The organism is Nonomuraea sp. NPDC049309, from assembly GCF_043196965.1.
In the GTDB taxonomy this organism is placed as follows: domain Bacteria; phylum Actinomycetota; class Actinomycetes; order Streptosporangiales; family Streptosporangiaceae; genus Nonomuraea; species Nonomuraea fastidiosa.
Window position 1 is genome coordinate 1096264 of the sequence record NZ_JBICSH010000002.1, and the last position, 19217, is coordinate 1115480.

Annotated in this window: 15 protein-coding genes and 1 pseudogene; 13 read left to right on the forward strand and 3 right to left on the reverse strand. The window is 67.3% G+C overall.

Annotation, left to right across the window (positions count from 1 at the left end; translation table 11 throughout):
- Nucleotides 1-27 precede the first annotated feature (27 nt).
- From ACGFIM_RS19135 to ACGFIM_RS19155, 5 genes are all read left to right on the forward strand, one after another.
- A complete protein-coding gene (locus ACGFIM_RS19135; protein ID WP_378785765.1) occupies nt 28-207 on the forward strand; it encodes an FxLD family lanthipeptide in 180 nt (59 codons plus the stop codon).
- Nucleotides 208-290: 83 nt separating this feature from the next.
- Nucleotides 291-3341: a lantibiotic dehydratase gene (locus ACGFIM_RS19140; protein ID WP_393201940.1), complete on the forward strand. Its 3051-nt coding sequence runs from the start codon at nt 291-293 to the stop codon at nt 3339-3341.
- Nucleotides 3338-4471: a lanthionine synthetase C family protein gene (locus tag ACGFIM_RS19145; RefSeq protein WP_378785763.1), complete on the forward strand. Its 1134-nt coding sequence runs from the start codon at nt 3338-3340 to the stop codon at nt 4469-4471. The genes ACGFIM_RS19140 and ACGFIM_RS19145 overlap by 4 nt, the downstream gene beginning before the upstream one ends.
- Nucleotides 4472-4500: 29 nt before the next feature.
- Nucleotides 4501-5448, forward strand: coding sequence for a thiopeptide-type bacteriocin biosynthesis protein (locus ACGFIM_RS19150; RefSeq protein ID WP_378785762.1), 948 nt, complete (start codon nt 4501-4503; stop codon nt 5446-5448).
- Nucleotides 5445-6590, forward strand: a complete 1146-nt coding sequence (locus tag ACGFIM_RS19155; protein WP_378785761.1) for a hypothetical protein — start codon at nt 5445-5447, stop codon at nt 6588-6590. The genes ACGFIM_RS19150 and ACGFIM_RS19155 overlap by 4 nt, the downstream gene beginning before the upstream one ends.
- A 296-nt stretch (nt 6591-6886) precedes the next feature.
- On the opposite strand, the gene ACGFIM_RS19160 is transcribed toward ACGFIM_RS19155, so the two are convergent.
- Nucleotides 6887-7249 (reverse strand): transposase, encoded by a 363-nt coding sequence (locus ACGFIM_RS19160; protein WP_378785760.1) that lies wholly within the window; start codon nt 7247-7249, stop codon nt 6887-6889.
- A 626-nt stretch (nt 7250-7875) separates the two neighbouring features.
- Nucleotides 7876-8397, reverse strand: a complete 522-nt coding sequence (locus tag ACGFIM_RS19165) for a hypothetical protein (RefSeq protein WP_393201943.1) — start codon at nt 8395-8397, stop codon at nt 7876-7878.
- Between the two features lie 1163 nt (nt 8398-9560).
- On the opposite strand from ACGFIM_RS19165, the pseudogene ACGFIM_RS19170 reads away from it, so the two are divergent.
- The 6 genes and pseudogenes from ACGFIM_RS19170 to mobF all read left to right on the forward strand — a co-directional run.
- A pseudogene (locus tag ACGFIM_RS19170) lies at nt 9561-9665 on the forward strand (hypothetical protein); the annotation flags it as partial.
- A gap of 19 nt (nt 9666-9684) precedes the next feature.
- Nucleotides 9685-9837 carry a hypothetical protein gene (locus tag ACGFIM_RS19175; protein ID WP_393202607.1) on the forward strand — a complete coding sequence of 51 codons (153 nt, stop codon included), beginning with the start codon at nt 9685-9687 and terminating at the stop codon, nt 9835-9837.
- A gap of 117 nt (nt 9838-9954) precedes the next feature.
- Nucleotides 9955-10161, forward strand: a complete 207-nt coding sequence (locus tag ACGFIM_RS19180; protein ID WP_378785758.1) for a transposase — start codon at nt 9955-9957, stop codon at nt 10159-10161.
- A gap of 41 nt (nt 10162-10202) precedes the next feature.
- On the forward strand, nt 10203-10685 hold the full coding sequence (locus ACGFIM_RS19185; protein WP_378785757.1) for a transposase: 483 nt from the start codon (nt 10203-10205) through the stop codon (nt 10683-10685).
- Between the two features lie 1077 nt (nt 10686-11762).
- Entirely contained in the window at nt 11763-12056 is a 294-nt protein-coding gene (locus tag ACGFIM_RS19190; protein WP_378785756.1) for a hypothetical protein, read from the forward strand.
- Between the two features lie 222 nt (nt 12057-12278).
- Nucleotides 12279-16211, forward strand: a complete 3933-nt coding sequence (gene mobF / locus ACGFIM_RS19195; RefSeq protein WP_378785755.1) for a MobF family relaxase — start codon at nt 12279-12281, stop codon at nt 16209-16211.
- A 230-nt stretch (nt 16212-16441) separates the two neighbouring features.
- Here mobF and ACGFIM_RS19200 read toward each other — a convergent pair whose 3' ends face one another.
- Nucleotides 16442-16789 carry a GntR family transcriptional regulator gene (locus tag ACGFIM_RS19200; RefSeq protein WP_378785754.1) on the reverse strand — a complete coding sequence of 116 codons (348 nt, stop codon included), beginning with the start codon at nt 16787-16789 and terminating at the stop codon, nt 16442-16444.
- A 714-nt stretch (nt 16790-17503) separates the two neighbouring features.
- Here ACGFIM_RS19200 and ACGFIM_RS19205 point away from each other — a divergent pair.
- Both ACGFIM_RS19205 and ACGFIM_RS19210 read left to right on the forward strand, forming a co-directional pair.
- Nucleotides 17504-17902 (forward strand): hypothetical protein, encoded by a 399-nt coding sequence (locus ACGFIM_RS19205; RefSeq protein WP_378785753.1) that lies wholly within the window; start codon nt 17504-17506, stop codon nt 17900-17902.
- Between the two features lie 187 nt (nt 17903-18089).
- Nucleotides 18090-19070 (forward strand): helix-turn-helix domain-containing protein, encoded by a 981-nt coding sequence (locus tag ACGFIM_RS19210; RefSeq protein ID WP_378785752.1) that lies wholly within the window; start codon nt 18090-18092, stop codon nt 19068-19070.
- The last annotated feature ends 147 nt before the right edge of the window (nt 19071-19217 follow it).

Below are 19217 nucleotides of genomic sequence, written 5' to 3' on the forward strand. Positions count from 1 at the left end.
ACCCGACACAGATGAAGGAGGAGGCTCATGCCCCCCATCGCCACAGCGACCGCTCCGACGCCCGTCGTCGAGGACCCCTGGGACCTCGACATGCGAGTGGTCGAGGCCAGCATCCCCATCCCCAAGATGTTGTGCTCCACCGGCGACGGCTGCGGCTCCAGCTGCTCGACGAGCGCCTGCACCACCAACGTCGCCGACCCTTCCTGACCGCGTGAACTGCTGCCGGCGCCACACCCGAGGGCGCCGGCGGCACCCACCATCCCCCTCTCGATCTGACGGCGGAGAGCCCGATGGGATCATCCCTGCTGTTCCGGCCCACTGGCCTGGCGCTGGCCCGGGTGACCACCTACCCCGGCGACCTGGAACTGCCCGAACTGCTCGACTCAGGAGAACCGGCCGATTCCACGTGGCTGACCCGCATCTGGGCCCGGCCCGACGTGCGCGCCGCCATCACGGTGGCCACCCCTCAGCTGGCCGAGCAGACCAGCCAGGCACTCACCAGCGGCGACCCAGCGCGCCAGACGCGCATCAGCATGGCGGTCGCGTCCTACCTGCTGCGCTGGCAGCGGCGTGCCGTCCCCTTCGGCCTGTTCGCCGGCGTCGCACCGGTGGAAGTCGGCCGCACGGTCACCGCGGCGATCGGGACACAGCATCAGGTCGTGCTGCGTGCCGACGCGCAGTGGCTGAACGCCCTCGTCGATCACCTGGAGGCGCACCCCGCTGCGCTGCCGCGCCTGCGGGTGACCACCAACAGCATGATCATGGTTCGCGGGGGTCGGGCCGTCATCCCCGCCCGCCCCGGTGACGGCACAGATCCAGGCCCCTCCCGGGAGGTGTCCATCCGGCACCTGCCACCCATCCGGAAGGCACTGGCCGCGGCCACTACGCCCATCGCGTTCCGCGAGCTGGCCGATCAGCTCACGGCCGAGTTCCCAGGCACACCACCCGGCACCGTCGCCGCCACCCTGACCGCCTTGGTCCACCAAGGCTTCCTGCTGACCAGCCTGCGCCCGCCCTCAACCATCCAGGACGGCCTGCTCTTCGTCCTCGACCAGCTCCGCGCCGCCGCCGGCGACGCGCCCGATCTGGCACCCACGCTGACGGCTCTCGTCGACCTCCACCGCGACCTGTCCGCCCGCCGTGCCATCGTGGACCTGGCCGACATCGCGCCCCTCACCACTCGCATGCGCGCTCTGTGCACCGGCGGCGATCGCATGCTCGCCGCCGACACGGCAGCCGATGCCACGATCGCCCTGCCCCGGGCCGTGCTCGACGAGGCCGCCAAGGCCGCCTCAGTGCTGTTGCGGCTGACCAGCCGCCCGTTCGGTGCGGAGGTGTGGCGCGACTACCACCTGCGCTTCCGCCGCCACTACGGCCCAGGGGCGGCGGTCCCAGTACGGGAGCTGCTCGCCGACTCCGGGCTCGGCATGCCGGCGGGATTCCTCGGCTCCTCCTACGGGCGGCCAGCTCGTGCCATGCCCGACCGTGACGCCAAGCTCCTGGCTCTGGTGCAGGAGGCCACCGTGGACGGCCGCGACGAGATCGTGCTGAGCGAGCAGGACATCTCGTCGCTGACGGTCGCCGACGACCCGGCTGAGATGGTCATCCCGCGCCGCGTCGAGCTGGGATTCGAGCTGCACGCCGAGACCGCCCATCTGCTGGAGCGCGGCCGGTTCCGGCTGTGGGTGTACGCCACGCCCCGGCCGCAGAGCAGCATGGCCGGCCGGTTCGCTCACCTGCTTCCGCAACCGGCTGTGGAGCAGCTCATCGCCTCCTACGAACCCCCGGACGAAGAGGTCGCGACCGCGCAGCTGTCATTCTCGCCGCGACTGCGCAGCACCGAGAACGTCGTCCGCGTACCGCAACTCCTGCCCGCCGTGATCCCCCTGACCGAACATCCCGCGCCCGGCACGCCGGTGATCGGCCTCGACGACCTGGCCGTGACCGCCGACTCCACCCAGATGTACCTGGTGCGGCTCTCCACCGGCCAGCGCGTCGTACCCCAGGCGCTGCACGCCTTGGAGGCATCCGCCCACACCCCCGCACTGGCGCGGTTCCTGACCGGGGTGGCGACGGCTCGCCACGCGATCTACGGGCCCATCGACTTCGGCGTGGCGAGGCTGCTGCCGTACCTGCCCAGGATCCGCTACGGCCGCACCGTGCTGGCAGCGGCCCGCTGGATCCTGCCCGCCTCCGCGCTGGCCGGACCGCGCGAGCCGCTGCCGTTGTGGGAGAAGGCCCTGAGCGACTGGCGGGATCGCTGGCGGGTGCCGTCCGCGGTCGTCCTGCACCAGAACGGGCAGCGGCTTCCCCTCGACCTGGACAGCCGCCTCGACTGCGTGCTGCTGCGCCGCAGCCTCAACCGAGCGGACCGGGTGGAGCTGCACGAGGCGTCCCGCGCGCCAGAGGCGTGGGTCGGCCGCCCCTGCGAGTTCCTGGTCGTCCTGACCGCCAATGAGTCAGCCGGTCGGCTGCCGCGGGCCCCCGCAGTCGTGCAGCGTCCCACCGCGACGGTGATGCCGGGTGCCGGCGACCTCATCCACGCCCGGTTGCTCGGCCACCCCGACCGCTACAACGAGATCCTCACCCATCACGTGGGCTATCTCCTGGAGTCCCTCGGCCCGCTGCGATGGTGGTTCCGCCGCTACCGCGACACCCCCCGGCCCGACAGCATCCAGGAACTCTGGCTCTACCTTCAGCTCACCGACGCCGGCCAGTACAGCACGGCGGCCTCGCATCTGGCCGACTTCGCGTCCGACCTGCAATCGCAGGACCTGCTCGCCACCTTGTCTCTGCACGCCTATCAGCCGCAGACCGGCCGATACGGCCCCGGCAAGGCGATGGCCGCCGCGCACCGAGTAGCCGCCGCGGACTCCGTCGTGGCGCTGGCTCAGATCACGATGGCAGGCTTCGCCAAGCTTCCCGGCCAGGCCATCGCTGCGGCGTCGATGGCCGACCTCGCCGCCAGCCTGGCCACGTCGAATGAGGGGTACGGGTGGTTGGTCAACCAGTTGCCCCGGCAGTACGGCGAGCTCGACCGGACGCTGCAGGACACGACGCTGCGCCTGGCCGACGCCCTCAACGACGACCAAGCCCTACGCGCCCACCCGGGCGGCACCGCCGTAGCCGACGCGTGGGCTCTGCGGCGGGCTGCGCTGCACGACTACCACGTCCAACTCGGCCGCCACGACTACCTGCCGATCACCGTGCTGCGATCCCTGCTGCACGACCACCACGTCCGCGCCCTCGGCGTCGATCCCACCACCGAGGCCGTCACCAACCGGCTGGCCCGCGCCGCCGCCCTACGCCTCCTGACCATGAACAAGGAGGCAATGTCGTGACCGGGCCCGGGGCGCAATCCCTGGCGAACGGCACGGCCGGGATGGCGTTGCTGCACATCGAGCGAGCCCATGTCGGCACGGAGAGCTGGCACTCCGCACACGCCTGGATCAAGCAGGCCACCAGCGGAGAGATCACTTCCGCCGATCACGCCGGCCTCTACTACGGGGCCCCCGCCGTCAGCTTCCTTCTACACGCCGCCCAGGCCGACGGCAGTGAGCGTTACCACCGTCCGATCAAGACAATCGACAGCTACGTGACCCGGCTCGCCGAACGGCGCCTCGCTCAGGCGACCGCCCGAGCCGACCGGGGCGATCCGGCGACGTTCCATGAGTACGACCTGTTCTACGGGCTGACCGGGATCGCCGCACTGCTGCTGCGCCATTCACCCGACGCCGACATCTTGCCGCCGATCCTGCGCCACCTGATCAGGCTTACCCATCCCACCAGCGACGGGCTGCCCGGCTGGTGGGTCGCCCATGACCCCGACCGCATCAAGCCCACCCCTGGCGGTCACGCCAATCTCGGCATGGCCCATGGTGCTGCCGGCCTGCTCGCCCTGCTGTCCATCACGACGCGCCAAGGGGTGGCCGTTGACGGGCAGTCCGAGGCGATCGACCGCCTCTGCGCGTGGTTCGACCGATGGCGCCAAGACGGCCGGACCGGACCGTGGTGGCCCCAATGGATCACACTCCCCGAGCTGGCCGACGGCCGCCTCCGCCAGCCCGGCCCGCCACGCCCGTCCTGGTGTTACGGCACGCCGGGAATCGCCCGCGCCCTCCAACTGGCCGGCCTCGCCCTTGACGACGTCGCCCGCCAGCAGCAGGCGGAGCACGCCCTGGCCGCTTGCCTCAACGACCCCGCCCAGCTTCGGCACCTCACCGGTCCCGGGCTCTGCCACGGCGTCGCCGGCGTCTACCAAACCGCGTGGCGAGCCGCCCGCGACGCCCGCACCCCTTCGATCAACGCACGCCTGCCCTTCCTGGCCGGCCTGCTCAACCAGCACGCCGTCACCACGAAGAACGACGGCAGCCTGCTCAACGGCGCCGCCGGACTCGCCTTGGCCCTGCACACCTCCGCCCACCAAACGCCCCCGCACTCCGGATGGGACTCATGCCTGCTCCTCACGTGACACCCACGCGCCCGTTCTCACCACGCAGGATGGCCGAGGCCGTGCAAGCGGTCCTGTCCGGCACCGCTGTCGAGGTCGCCGCAGCCGCCATCAGCGCCAGGCCCGAAACCATCAACGACGCCGTCGAGACTTACAAGATTGCCGGATACCAGGCGTTGGAGGCCGGCGTCGCCGACCACGGCTGGTATAGCGTCCGCACCGAGTGGTCCGACTGGGAAAGTGCCGAGCAGGCCGCCGTGACGGAGCTCGGCCCGCGCTTGGACCGCTTCCAGGACCGCAAACTGATCAGCGGATGGTGGTTCATCCGCAAGCACCCGTGCTGGCGAATCCGGCTACGCCCGCTCGACGGGGTCGCCGACGACGCGAAGAGCGCCATCAACACCGCGCTCAACGAGCTGACCAGATTCAGCGTGCTCTCCCGATGGTGGCCGGTCGTCTACGAGCCCGAAGACGCCTCGTTCGGCGGACCAGTCGGCACCGAGATCGCCCACGCTCTGTTCTGTGCTGACAGCCGCCACACCCTCGCCTACCTCAGGCAACCGCCGCCAGGTGTCGGCCGCAAGGAAGTGACGATGCTGCTGTCCACCACACTGCTGAGCGCGGCCGGCCTGGACCAGTTCGAGCGCGGCAACCTGTGGAACAGCGTCGCCGAACTACGCCCCCTCCCCACCGACACACCCCCGGGTCGGCTGAAGGCCATGGCCGACCGCATCCGCCCGCTGATCGCCTCCGACATCGCCTCCACCACCCCCGCCGGGGCATGCGCGTTCGCTACGCCCTGGGCGGCCGTCTACCGTGAAGCCGGCAAGCAGCTCGGCGAGGCCTCGGGGGCCGGTCACCTGGACCGGGGCATCCGCCACGTCCTCACCCATATGGTCATCTTCAACTGGAACCGTCTCGGCCTGCCCGCCTCCGCGCAAGCCGTCCTCAGCCGCGCCGCACGTGAGGCCGTCCTGCCCACCCAGGACTCGGCATGACGGCGAACGAGATCGCCCAGCTCGTCCGCTGGTTCCCGCTGGTCGATCGCCCCCGCCCCACGTACCCGCCCCTCGCCGCGCGGGCGGCTGAAGTACGTACTCTCGCTGGCAACATCGAGCACACCACCGACCCGCTCCTCGGCGCCGCCCGAACACTCAACCGAGCCGCCCTGATCGCCAGCGACTGCGGCCTACCGGAACTGGCGCGAGAGCTGTGCTGGCGGCAGATCAACCCCTACCGAAATGCCGGCCGCCTCACCGTCCCGCAGGCCATGCACATGCTCGAACCCGTCGTGAACCTGGCTCGACTACGCCTACGAGCGCGCGACGCAGAGGCGGCATGGGCCTCGCTCAGCACCCTCCATCACGCCCTCAAGACCAACACTCATGCCGTCATCGAAGGCTGGCCGCTGCCCACCCGAGATCTGATCGGCAGCTCGGAGGAGTACCAAGAGCTACGCATCTGGACGTGGCGCATCTACCTCTCCGAAGGCACCCGCGCCCTCGTACGTCTCGGCCGCTGGCGCGCAGCGCTCACCCACATCGAACAGAACAAGGGCATCGGCCTGCATCTGATGGACGGCCGCCAGGTACAAATCGTCAACGCCTGCCTCGCCGGAAACTCGAACGCCGCCCAAACCGTGCTGGACCACAGCACCATCACCCAGGCTTGGGAAGCCCAGGTCTCCGCGTGCCTGGCGGTGCTGTGCCGCCTCGCCGGAGACCAGAACACAGACTGGGAGACCGGCCGGATGATCGAACGGTACCTCGCCGGCGTGCCAGAGCCAGGACACGGCGTCTACCGCACCCGCCTGGGCCTGGCCGTCATCGATCTCGCTGCCTGCGCCGCTCCCGCTCGAGTGCGTCCGGCGTACGCTCGCCTCGTCAATGAAGCCCTGGGCTCCGCAGATGGCTACGTGGCTCGGGAGGTGGTCGCCCACCACTGGTGCAGAACGCACCTCAGCCACACCGAAGAGAAGTCGCTCACCTCCATGGTGGAGACCACCGGGCTCGGACTCGGCACCATCCCGGTCCCACTCATGGCCGACCTTCACAAGGCTGCACAAACGAGCGAGATAGCGATAGAGCGCGCCTTGAACAACACGTCGGCTTTGGCCGACCAGCGCGTGTCTGGGTCGTAGGGTGAGGCCAGCCGGTGTCTGCCGGGCGGCAGCCCCACGCCGCCGTCGCGCAGGGGCCGCCGCCGTTCGACCACCTCCCGTCCGCGGGCGTCAACAGTCCGGACGAAGTTTTGGATCAACATCACGCGCAACGCCTACACCGCAGGCAGTTCCCGCAGCCAGGCGGGGGAGAACGGCGCGTAGAGAGCCGTGCAGAGCGCGTACCCGTCAGCGCCGTAGGCCCGTGCGAGCTGCTCCTGCGCGGTCTTGGAGACCGGCAGCCGCCAGGAGTCGACTCGTGACTGATACCGACCCGCCTAGTCCGGCACCTCCAGCACCTGTTCCACCCAGCCGGGCGCGGCTGCGGCGAGGGCTTCCAGAGCGGCCCGCACGCATTCGCCGGCCAGCTCCACCCGGTTCAGGTCCCGCACCGCCGAGATCACGTGTGTGGTATCAGGGCGCTGTTTCCCGCCCGCTTTCACCAATACCCTGGCCTGCAGCGTCCCCAGCAACAGGTCCAGGACTTGCTCCTCAAGCCCATGGGCGATCACCCGGGACCGGAACTCACTCAGCACACTCGCATCGAACCCCGGATCGTCCAGCTTCAGCCCCAGCGCGTACTTCCACGACAGATCTGTCCGGACCGCTTCAGCAGCCCGCTGATCGGTCAGGTTCTCCACCCCGTTGCAGCACCGTGATCAACGCCAGGCGGCCCGGAGACCAGCCCGGCCTCCTCCGTCCCGAACGCGGCTACGAACTGCTCGGCGAACAACTCACCCAGCTCATCTCGCACCCGAACCGGTAACGGCATCTCCCGCCGGCTTATACATCGCTCGGATGGCCTCAGTCACCAATGGCGACTTGAGTCACAAAAAGCAGGCCAACCGCTCCCACGTCAGGATTTGCGGCCCCGGCGAACGCCGAATGCCCAGCCGAAGAGCTGGAGGAAGTTACGCTGCAGCCCGTCCTAGACTAGGCCAGCCACCTCTGCAAGGCCAACGCTGTCCTTCAGAACCACCGCGTCGCGCAGGCCGCATAGAGATGAGAAGAGTTCACTGCGCACCTGGGTCCGCCAGGCCCAGATCGACGAGGAGAGCCAGGCCCATGGCAAGCAGGGGTTCCTCCCTTACTTGCGCCAGAATCTTCTTAGGAAGAGTCGCACAATAATCACGATGGCCAAAACCGCCATGGCTAGAACCAGAAGCTCGTTCCATCCCATTCCTAGCATTGGCACCTCCAGTGGCATACGCGACAAGAGTGGGAAGAGAATCTCTTCCCACTCTCAATCCACGCTAGATTCTATTGCCTAGATCGGGAATGACATGCATACGCGCCCGATCCGGACGCCTTCCTCGTACCAGCCTAGGCAGACCGTGCGAGCGCTGTTCGGGTACTGCTTCCTGACGGTGAAGTTGAACTCCATCACTGGCCCTGCGTGGCAGTTGATGGAGTGTTGCTCCTGATAGTCGATCAGCGAGCCGCTGGTGTCGTAGACATAATACCTGCCGCTCGGCTGGCACATTGCGCCCAGCGCCGTGCGTCGAACATACGCGCCCTGTACATAGCGAGCGGTGCCGATAGCTGCGCCGCACACGGTACCGCCGGATGCGCCCGTGCAGCCGCTGGCGTCGAGCGTTCCGTTGAGGGGTGGTGGCTCTGTCTCGCAGGGATCCCCGATTCGGCAGATGGGCTCTGAGGCCGACGACGGGGAGCTCAGCACGCTTGCCCCAGCGGGGCTTACGCTCATAATGAGCATGAGGCCGGCGCCGAGGAAGGCGGTAAGTAAGTTGAGCCATGTGCGGCGTGCGCCTGAATTCTTTCTTTCCATAGAGCTGATCCTCCTTGAAACTAAGGCGATCTCCAGTGTGGGCAGCTCTAAGGAGCGCTCGGGGTGTCGTAGGTCAAGTAGAAGCACACACGAGCCAGGCGCGTGCCGCTCTCGAACCATGACACACAGGCGGTGTCACCAGTCGGGAAGTTGCGCTGGGTCCACACAGGGTCGAACCACGCTCTGAGGGAACAGCCTGAATGGCGCGAAGTGTATTGGCCGTAGATGGACGACCCGCTGGAATTGTAAACCGCGAGATGTCCTTGGTAGTCACAGACTTGGATGGCCGGTGCCGGCTGACGCGTTGCGAAGAAGTAGTCGATGTACTTGTCGTACCCGAAAATTCCACCGCAGAAGTAGCCGTTGCCGGTGGAGACGACCACACATGCCTGAGCATCCTGGGTCGTTATGCTCGGCGCGGGCGGTGGTGTGGTGACACACGACTCGCCGACTTTGCAGCCATCGCCGGGCTCCATACTGCGAAGGCGGAGTAGGTGAGAATCAGGCCGGGAACCGACTGCTGGTGTAGTGGGGGATGAGGCTGGGGCGTCCGCCGCGGCTGCTGGGCTAACCAGCAACCCGCCGATTCCGGCCACCAGCGCTAGCAGGATGGCCACCTGCACTGCTAAGCGATTGCGGGACATGCGGAGTACACTCTCCTTACGCGGTTGCGTGCCGCACGGACGGTGATTACCCCGCCAAGGATTCCCCGTTCGTGCGGCTTATCCTGTCTTACGGATGGTCGAAGACCGAACCTGGGGATTCAAGTCTTGACTTGCCTGAATGTCTCTTGTAAACGGCAACTGGCATTTCCTGTTGTGGTGGAGCCATGTAGAAGGAATCTAGTTTGAGCCACTCATGTGCGGCAATCTCGGGTAGCTACATGATGTTGTGATCCTTCAACGAAGAGTCATGCATGGCCGTCTGATGTGAGCGTTGTGTGGAAGGCGGGTTGTGTGGCCTGGACTATTCAGCCGGTATTTACTGGCTCTTCGAAGTTGAGCGGGGTTGAGGTGTCCGCGGCCCGCGGTCGATGAACGAATGAGTGACCACCCGCCCATGGGATCTGCCCATGGGCGGGCCGGTGGTGTGTGTTGCGGTGGTATAGGCGGCGCTGGTGCTGCGACCAGGCGTCCTGTCCGCGTCAGACGTTCACCGAGCAGGTGCCGCAGATCCCCGCACGGTCCCGGCTGACGCGGCGATTACGCCAGGCCGCCGGTGACGGTGGGCGGACGGTGATGCAAGCGGCGCGAGACCATAGGCTGTCGTGGTCTCTCGTGGCCTGTCGTGTCGGCGACGTTCACCGAGCACGCTCTGCGGGTGCTGCCCGCCCAGCCCGGATCGATCGTCGTGCTGGGCATTGACGAGGTGCGCCGCGGTCGGCCCCGCTGGGTACCGGAGGAGGCCGCCGGCACCTGGACGACCGCAGGCGACCGGTGACTTGTCGGCTTCGTGGACCTGCCCGGGGATCAAGGGCTGCTCGGCCAGGTCGAAGGCCGTACCATCGCCGCCGTCACCGGCCGGCTCGCCCAGCGTGAGGCACCCTGACGGCGACAGGTGCTCTTCGTCGCGATCAACATGTGCACCATCTTCAAGGCCGCCGTGGGACAGGCACTGCTCCATGCCACGCTGGTAATCGACCACTTTTACGTCGTGCAGTTGGCCAACCAGGCCCTGACCGAGGTCCGCGCCGCGTCACCGTCCAGGTCCGCGGGCGGCGCGGTCGATAGGGCAACCGCGAATGGGAGCTGCGCAACCGGCTGACCCGCTCCGCGGCCCGGATGCACGGCCGCCAACTCGATCCGATGGTCGATGACCTGCAAGCCCTGCCCGCTCGACCCGGCCGGTTGATCCTGGCCGCCCGGAACGCCAAGGAAGACCTACTGGACCTGCTCTCCCTGGCCCGCACCCACCCCGATCGCCATGTGATCGCCGACCGGCTGTTCCGCTTCTACGACCGCTGCGCCGCCTCCGGCCTGCCCGAACTCCACCGCCTGGCCACCACCATCGAGACCTGGTGGCCCGAGATCCTGGCCTTTCTCCGCACCGCCATCACCAACGCCGGAGCCGAAGGCACCAACCGCGTCATCAAACCACCGCCCGCGATGCCTACGGCTTCCGCAACCCCGGAAACCAACGGCTACGCACCGATGCGGGCCGCACCACACCGGGGGCAGCACCGGGCGCGTTCATCGGTGGTGGCCAGGTGCACCACCGGCCCATCCTGCGCCCCGTTTACCTGCGGCGACGACCCCCGTGACGGCCACCCCGCCCAGGCCGAGCAGTAGCGTCGTATCGTTGACCATGCTCGTGGCTTGTCTGACGTGATCTTCTTGCCTCGACAACAAGAAGAACCACCGACAGCCACGAGCTCTCTCCCAAGCCCCCCCTCGCCCGCCCAGAGCTCAAACCCTGATCAAGTTCGAAGAGTCCTGATGCCGCACGCTGCAATATGCCCTGTGTGTAGGAAGATTCTTCTTCCTACACACAGGGCCCTTTTATAGGCGTCTGAGGCCGCAGCGCACGCCACCGCGGCCACGCCCAACACGATCTGGAGCCACGTCGTTGGAACCGCAACGTAGAGCCGACGCTGAACAGCACCGCCGTGCCCGCGAGGAGCACCAACAAACGACGGTCGCAACCCGGATCGGTTTTCTCGCCGTCGCCGAGCCCTACCTCCCATGCGACGAAGCGTACGCCGCGTCCTTGGCAGTCCGGAGGCGTGTTCTCCGCTACCACTCGTATGAGCCGCCGGCCCTACTCGCCGAAGCCCAGCCCCCGACAACCCCGGCGGATACTGCCGAGAATGATGACCGTGGATGCGCTGCCGCACAGCGCCGCGGTGAGCCCACGGGGGCGATACGAGACCCTGAGCGCGATCCCATGGCCCTCAATGAGGCTGCCACGCTGGCGGCGATCGGTGGTTATGCGACCGCAACCGCAGCCCCACTCAGCAGCCGTCTTGAACACCATAGTTCCTGATGAGAGCGCAACCAGCTCAACATGGCTCCTACTTTAAATCCTGCAAACTCTCTATTAGTATCTGACAGGCTGCATTTACTATGAAATATCTATCCAGTCAGGAAGTGGACCGAAGGTATCTGCGATACTTCTGGGACTCACCTGCGCCACGGATCCCAGATCGTTGTCCCGTCCGGATGAACCTTGCACCGTCCGGACTTACCTTGCCATCGGCCATGCGACGTCCGGAGTAACCCTGCACACGAAGGGATGATGAGGCCACATCATGGGACGAACCGCCACCCGGCCAAAGGGCTCGCAACTTCGTGTGCACGCTGCTGCCGTTCGAGAACGCGGGACGGGTCTGACCAAGGGATATGTCTCCGACAGCCGAAGGAGCGGGCATGCGAACAAGACGCAGGATGAGCACAACCGCGCAGATCGCAGCAGGGGGCAGCCTCCTGATGTTCTGGCTCAACGGCATACTGGCCGCTCTACTCGCCCTGATCGGGCTAGTTCTCGCGCTCATCGAGATGAGAAGGAACGCCGACCACTCCACCCACCTGCGGTGGGTGGTAGCGATCTGCCTGATCACCCTCGCAGTCGTGGCGATTCGATGGCACCTCTCCACTCCAATGGAATTCGTCATCGACCCGACGCCACGACCAGGCGATCCCATTCCCGAGCCTGCGGACTAGGCGAACCTCCAGGGCCCCATGGCCCGCAGAGGGAGGAGGGCGCACCGAGAATGCAGAGTTACTCCGGACCGAGGTGGCGACCATCGTTTGGAATCACCTGACATCTCGCAAGTCGGAAGCTAGCCAGGACGACAAGTAGGCCGGGACGAGACAATCGTCGCCGCTGCCTCCCATGTTCAGACGGGGGATCAGATGGCTTGGGTCAGCGCGTTGGGCCCCTGCATGGAGCAGGTGGAATACCGATTACAGGAAGGTGCTGGCTGCGGCTTACCCCATACCGGTGAGCGCGGCGGGGAAGCCCAGGAGGAGCCGGATGGACAGCTGGGCTACCGGCTGGACGGCGAGTGCAATTTGGTGTGGATCGGTGAGGGCCTGCGAGAGTTCGGCATCGTCCCGGGTACGCCGCTGACGGCTGATCAGCACGACAAGGCGCGGGCGTTGATGGACGGCAGGGATCCGAACACCGGCAAGCAGCTGATGGCGGCCAAGCACGTGGTGGACCGGCGCGGCAAGCTGCCCGCGGCGCCACTCCGGGTGGCGTTGGAAGAAGCTGCAACCGAACGAGGCACCACTGTCGAAGGTCTACTTGCAGCTCGCCCGGCGATGGTCAAGCGTGCGGCACAGATGGCATGCGGTATCGCCCGGGAAGGGGAGGCACACCTCGTACGCATGGACGATCTCGACCGGCTGGCCTTCGCCGCAGGCATCGATCTGGCCGACGTGTATGAGCCGGAGGAGTTGGCGTACGCGCGCAAGTGGCGTGATGCACGGGTCCGTATCGGCAACCGCGGCTATGACCTGACCCTGGACCTGCCCAAGAGCGTCTCGGTGCTGCACGGGCTGGCCGGCCCGCGTTTCGCGGCGGAGCTGGAGGCCGTCTTCGCCAAGGTGGTCTTCGAGACCGCAGCCGCGGTTGAGCAGTGGGCCGGGTACGGCCAGCGGGGCCATCAAGGCGACGGCCGTCTGGCCGAACAGATGGCCACGTCAGGGCTGATCGGCTGGGTGATGGTGCACCGTACCGCGCGCCCGGTCGGCTCGGCGTCGCCCGACCCGCATCTGCACGTGCACTTCGTCATCGCCAACCTGGTGCGCGGGCTGGATGGGAAATGGTCAGCGGTCGCAGCCGGTGGACGGGACCTGTACCGCCATGCGCATGCCGCGGACGCTTATCTCAAGGCCCGCATGCGCCGGACGCTGATCGAAGACTACGGAATCTCCTGCACTCGAAACCCGGAGACGAGCGCGTGGGAGATCGCGGCTCTCCCGGCCGAGGTGCGGACGCTGTTCTCCAAACGTGACGGTCAGATCAAGCAGGTGCTGGCTAAGCTCGGCATCTCCGTCGGCGACGCCTCCCGCGCGACGCGCAAGGTGGCCTCGACGCAAAGCCGCCAGCGCAAGACCGACGCCACCGAGGCCGAGCTGCGCGCCGACTGGCGCACCCAGGCCGCGGCAGCCGGATACGACGCTCCCACGCTCGTCTCCGCCTGCCGTAGTGGTGCGCGGTTACCCGTGCGCCCTTCTCCGGAGGAGATCGCGGCGTGGATCTGGCGGCCGGAAGGCGGACTGACCGCGCGTCGCAAGGAGGTCACCCGGGCCGATGTGCTAGCCGCGGTCCTCGATGCACTTCCCGATGGCGTGGCGGACCTGGCCGAAGTCGAGGCCCTCACCGATCACGTGCTGGGACTGAGTCCGGCAGTACGCCTGTCCGATGCCGGCGCCCGGCACATGTCCAACGCCGCCCGCTACACGTCCACCGACATCCTGCAGGCCGAGCAGGCGCTGCTGTCCACAGTGCGCCGCCGCTACGACCGGGGCGTGGCCGCGCTCGACGCCGACACCGTCCGCCTGTCGCTGGACACCTTCCAAGTGGGTCACCACCTGACCTTCACCGACGAGCAGCGCGCCGTGCTGGAACGCATCCTGCGTGCCGGACACGGGGTTGAGGCGGTCATCGGTGTTCCCGGGGCGGGCAAGACGACGCTGATGGCCGCGGCACGCGTGGCGTACGAGAGTCGCGGCCTGGTCGTGCGGGGCGCGGCCACCGCGGCGGTGGCAGCCGCCACGTTGCGTGCGGAAGCGGGCATCGACACCGACACGGTCGCCACCTGGTTGCTGCGCATCCGCACCGGGGCGGGGCTGGCCGGGGTGGACGTGCTGGTGGTCGACGAGGCGGCCATGGTCGATGACCGCCAGCTCGCCACGCTGCTCGCCGACGCCGAACGGCACGGCACCAAGGTGGTGCTCCTCGGGGATCCCAAGCAGCTGCGCGCGATCGGCGTGGGCGGTGGCTTCGCCGCCATCCACCGCCAGGTGGACGGGCTGGTGCTGCGGCACAACCGCCGCCAGCGCGATCCCCTGGAACGTCGGGCGCTGGAGCTGTTCCGCGCCGGTCAACACCGACAGGCCCTGCACACCTGGGCGGCCGGCGGACGCGTATGCGCCGAGGCCGGCGCCGATGACACGATGGCGCGTCTGATCGCCGACTGGGCGACTGCCCGGCAGCCGTACCGGAGCGCCGAAGGACCGGCCGTACATGACGAGCTGGCCGACCTGCTGGTGCTCGCAGGAACCAACGACGCCGTCAACCGGCTCAACCTGGCCGCCCGAGCGATCCGCCGCGAACTGGGCGAGTTGTCCGGCCCCGAGCGCATCTACCACCTGGCCGGTGGAGCCACCATCGCCTTGGCGGTCGGGGACCACGTACGGGTGCGCAAGAACGACTACCGCGCACGGCGCGGCGAAGGCCCCGTGGATGTACTCAACGGCTACCGCGGCTGCGTCACCGCCATCGACCCGCGCCGCGGCGTACAGGTCGAATGGCGCCGGACCGGTGCGGACGGACCGACCCTGTCACGGGAATGGGTGAGCCCTGCCTACATCGCGGCCGGCGGCCTGTCGTACGGCACCGCGATGACCGTGGCCTCCGCCCAGGGCCTGACCAGCCAGTACAGCCTCGTCTACGGGCTGGGCGCGGACGTGCACACCCTCTATACGGGCATGAGCCGAGACCGGCACAACGCCCGCCTGTACCTACCTCGCGAACTCCTGGAAAGCGAAGCCGACCAGCTCCGCCATGGCCCTGTACGCGGCCCGGCCGACGAACTACAGCGGGCCCTGGCCGCCTACGCCCTCACCCTCTACGGCGACCGCGCCGACCGCCTCCTGACCCCCGAGCCCGATCCCATCGCGCACACGGTCCGGCCCCAAGATGCCGAGCTTGCTCGCGCCCGCGCCGAGCTCCGGGCCGCCGAGCGCGAGGCTGATCTCGCCGTACAGCGTGCCCGTACCCAGCAGTTGCTTCTCGGCTCCCCGTCCGGCCTCGAGCTGGTCAGTGATGCCGAGCTGCAGCAGCGCATGAGCCGGCTCGGTGAACGGTTCACCACTCTGGCAGCTGATGCCGAAGGGATCGAACAGAACGTTCACCGCCTGGCTGCCGAGGGCGGAGGGCGCTGCGAAAGCCGCCTGCTCTCCCAGCGAGACACCTTGGAGAAGCAAGTCCGTCAGATCGAGACGGCGGAAACCGCGGCCCTGAGGCTCCGGCAGGCCCGCCAGGCCGTCACCGAGGCCCGCCAGCGCCAGGCTGAGCTACGCCGACGACAGCGCGCCGCCGAGCGCGAGCTGGACAGCCTGCGCCCGTGGCACCGAACTCGCCGCCACGACCTGAAAGCCACCCTCGCCGATCTCCACGCCGCCCACGAGCGCATCACCCATGAGTTGACGTCACTCCGCGCCCAAGGCCCGGCGCTGGACGAGGCAGCCCGCCAGACCGCCGCACAGGCCCCACCCGCCGGCACCTGGCAACAGGTACGACGCCGCCACGCTGAGCTGACACGCACCCTTGACAGAGAACTACACGCCGCGAGACAACGCGACGTCTCTCTTGCCGAGATGCGCGCCCGTGAACACCGGCAAGCCCGAGCCGCCGCCCAGCGCGAACTCACCGCCATCCAAAACGAGATCATGCGCCGATTCGATCTCCCTCCCGACCAGCGCGACCTCGAACAGCTGATCCGAGCCGAACACACGGACGTCCGGGAAAGAACAGACCAGCGCATCCCGAACGGCCCGGACCGGCGACCTCCTGGGCAGGCATACCAGCCGCCCCGCCACCACTCCAGCAACGAATCCACTCACAGACGTGGCCTGAGCAGGTAGAGAGAAGAAGCTGACTCGGCCCGGTGACACCTCGGCCCTCCTCGCAGCCCGATTATGACCGTCGCTCGCCGCGCCTCCAGGTAGTCGGCCCTCGCTGCGCTCGGTCCGCTCCACCTGGACCCGCGGCTTCTCGACGGCTGCGGGCAACTGCCGAGGAGGACCGCAGGTGAGGTACGAGAGCGGCACCCAAGTTGGCCTTCAGCACCGTTGAGCAGAGGGCGTGAAGGTAGTCAGCGGCCTTCAAGGTCCTTCACCCGGGCCTCCAGCGTTTTCATGCGCTCGGTCAGCTGTCGCACATCGCTGATGAGCTGCTGCAGATCGGGAGAGGGCTCAGGCTCGCCGGGAGTCTTGACCACATATGTGCCGCGGGTCGATTGGGTGCTGATCACGCCTTCGCGCGCAAGTTCGTCCAACGCCCGGCGGATGGTCTCCACGGCGACGCTGTAGCGCTGGGCGAGTTGCCGCCGCGCGGGCAGCCGCTCGCCCACTTTGAGGCGGCCTGCTGCTACCTCTTGTCGCAGGTCATCCGCGATCTGGAGGTAGGCAGGTCGAGGATTGCTGAAGTCAGGCACCGGCACGACACCAAGGCTAGGTGTTCTGCGTGTACCAGGAAAGAGGTGTTGAGCTAGATCTAGACTGAACTAGTACAGTGATGGTTAGCTAGCTTTCGTCCGCTCAGATCCGGGAGGTGGTGTCGTCTTACGCCTGCTGCATGCCGCGAGGTGCCGCCCAGATTTTGGCGAGACGGATCCATTGCCGTCCAAGGCGGTCTGAATCCGGAAAAGAATGCGCTGACGTGCGGAAAGTCGCGGCCGAGGCAAGCTTTGTCACGGTCCCGCGAAGGTCTTGCAGAGCGTCGGAGTAGTAGCCTCAAATCCTTGACAGGCCAGTCAACATTCCGTAAAGCGCTGTTGTTTCCTATAGTTGGTACACCTGGTCTTGATGTGACCCAAATAACACGCGGGGGGACGTTGGAAGCGATCGAGGCCGGAGACGCGGGGAGACGCGATCTCGGGCACGCACCTGGTCGACGGACGCGAGGTCCATGATGTCGACCTTGTTCTGATCCACTGACAGGGGAGAGCCCGGCGCCGCAAAGCTTGCAGGCGCTGAGGCACCGGGCCTCCCGCCAGACCCACTCGAAAGGAGTCGGTCGTGTTCAGCATGCCATCGAACGCAAGCGCAGACACCTTGGGGGTGCCTTGGTCGCTTGTGCATCGGCTGCTGACTCTGATCACCACTCTGACGGCCAGAGCGCAACTTGACAAGTTCTTCGCGACTGGAGTCAGGGAGTGAAAGAGACGGTTCGGCTGTCAGCAGACGGCCCTCACGACGACGAATACACGTGCGAGGTCGCCGCGGCCTTGTCCGAGGCGGTCCGCGTACTCAACCATGCCACGCTCTCTCACGCGGGCGTCTCCTATCCGGCCACGGTCAACGACGTGCTCGGCAAGGTCAGCGTTGCCGCTGCTCGGCTGGATCAACTGCTGAGGCAGCTCGGTGAGGCGTTGCAGCGCATGCAGGCATCAGGACAACTGGGCGACGACTGTGGAGACCCTGCTGGGCGTCTTGACAAGGCTTTGTCAGAACTGACTCTGGCTCAGGAGATGGCACGCGATCTTGCGATGCACATCGACTGCGCTTTCAACACCACCGCCACCCTGCACCTCACAGGGGCCGGTGAGAGTTAGCGGTCGCTTCCGGGCTTTCCGGAACCGGCTGGACGCTTCGTCTGCAGCGACAGGTCAACGACGGCCTCCCGAGCCTGCAGCAGCAATCCGACGTTCGGATCTTGCTCCGAACCCTACAGATGAACACAAGAGACGAGAGATGAGTCACGAAGCAGTTAAGTGGGCGCACAACCTTGCGCCCATTCCGATGGATTCCAACGGTAAGCCCAACGCCTCGTGCGCCGCTGTCTTGGTCGGGCTGGCCATTCATGCCGGCCCCGACGGGAAGGGCGCATTCCCCAGCACCAGGACGCTTGTGCGCTACACCCGCCGGTGCGAGCGCACCGTACGTACGGCACTCGACCGCCTGGAGGCCGACCAGATCATCCGAAAAGGTGACCCGGCCATCGTGGCCGCCCACATCAAGCGGGGTGATCGACGCCCGCAAGTCTGGGACCTTGCGATGGAGCGCGTGCGTACCGATCTGGATGCTGAAGACCTCAAGGCCCTGGAGACCATGTTCCCCGGCGTCACCGCTCGCGTTGAGGCGGCGAAGGCCGCCGCCGCCGAAGCACCTGTGGACAACGCCGACGCACAGGCTGTGGACAACCAGGAAGGCGGGGCGCAGCTCTCGCACCCCGTCGCCTCCACGGGGTGCAACCGACGTGGCGACGAGGTGCAACCGGTGCAGCTACGGGGTGCAGCCGCTGCACCGGAACTCTCCACTGAACCAAGCGATGAACCACCACCGCCCGCACGGGCCAGCATCGACGCCGGCACACCTGTGGACAACCGAGGGGCGGGCGGTGCGGATCTCGGCAGCCATCAGCAAGCCACCGCCACGCCGGTCGAGTTGTTCTTGGCCAAGCTCGGCCCCGACTGGCCGCTGTCCAAGGGGCAGCTTCGCCGCCTCCTCCCCGTCGTCACCAGGGCAATCGCAGCCGGCTGGGATCCCACCGTTCTCGCCGAGTACGTAGGAGCCAACACCACTGGAGTGCGCAGCCCGTACGCCGTTCTGACATCTCGCCTGGGCGACCTCCCTGATCCGCCCAGTAGGTCCCGCCGGACATATCCGAATGAGCGAACTGTGGCCGAGGCGACGACGAGTGCGGTGTGCATCCACGGCGACCCACGGCCCCGTGCGTGCGCTCTGTGCCGCCATGGCATCGCGCTGGAGGAAACCGCATGAGGATGCACAGAGCTGCTCTTCCAGAGCGCCCAGTGGTTTCAAGCGACCCCGACGCCAGTACCGCCAAGCACGTCGCCGGGGCCGCACTCCTGCCGTCAGCAACGAACGTATAGGAGCACCCCCATCATGAAGGCATCCACCCGTCGT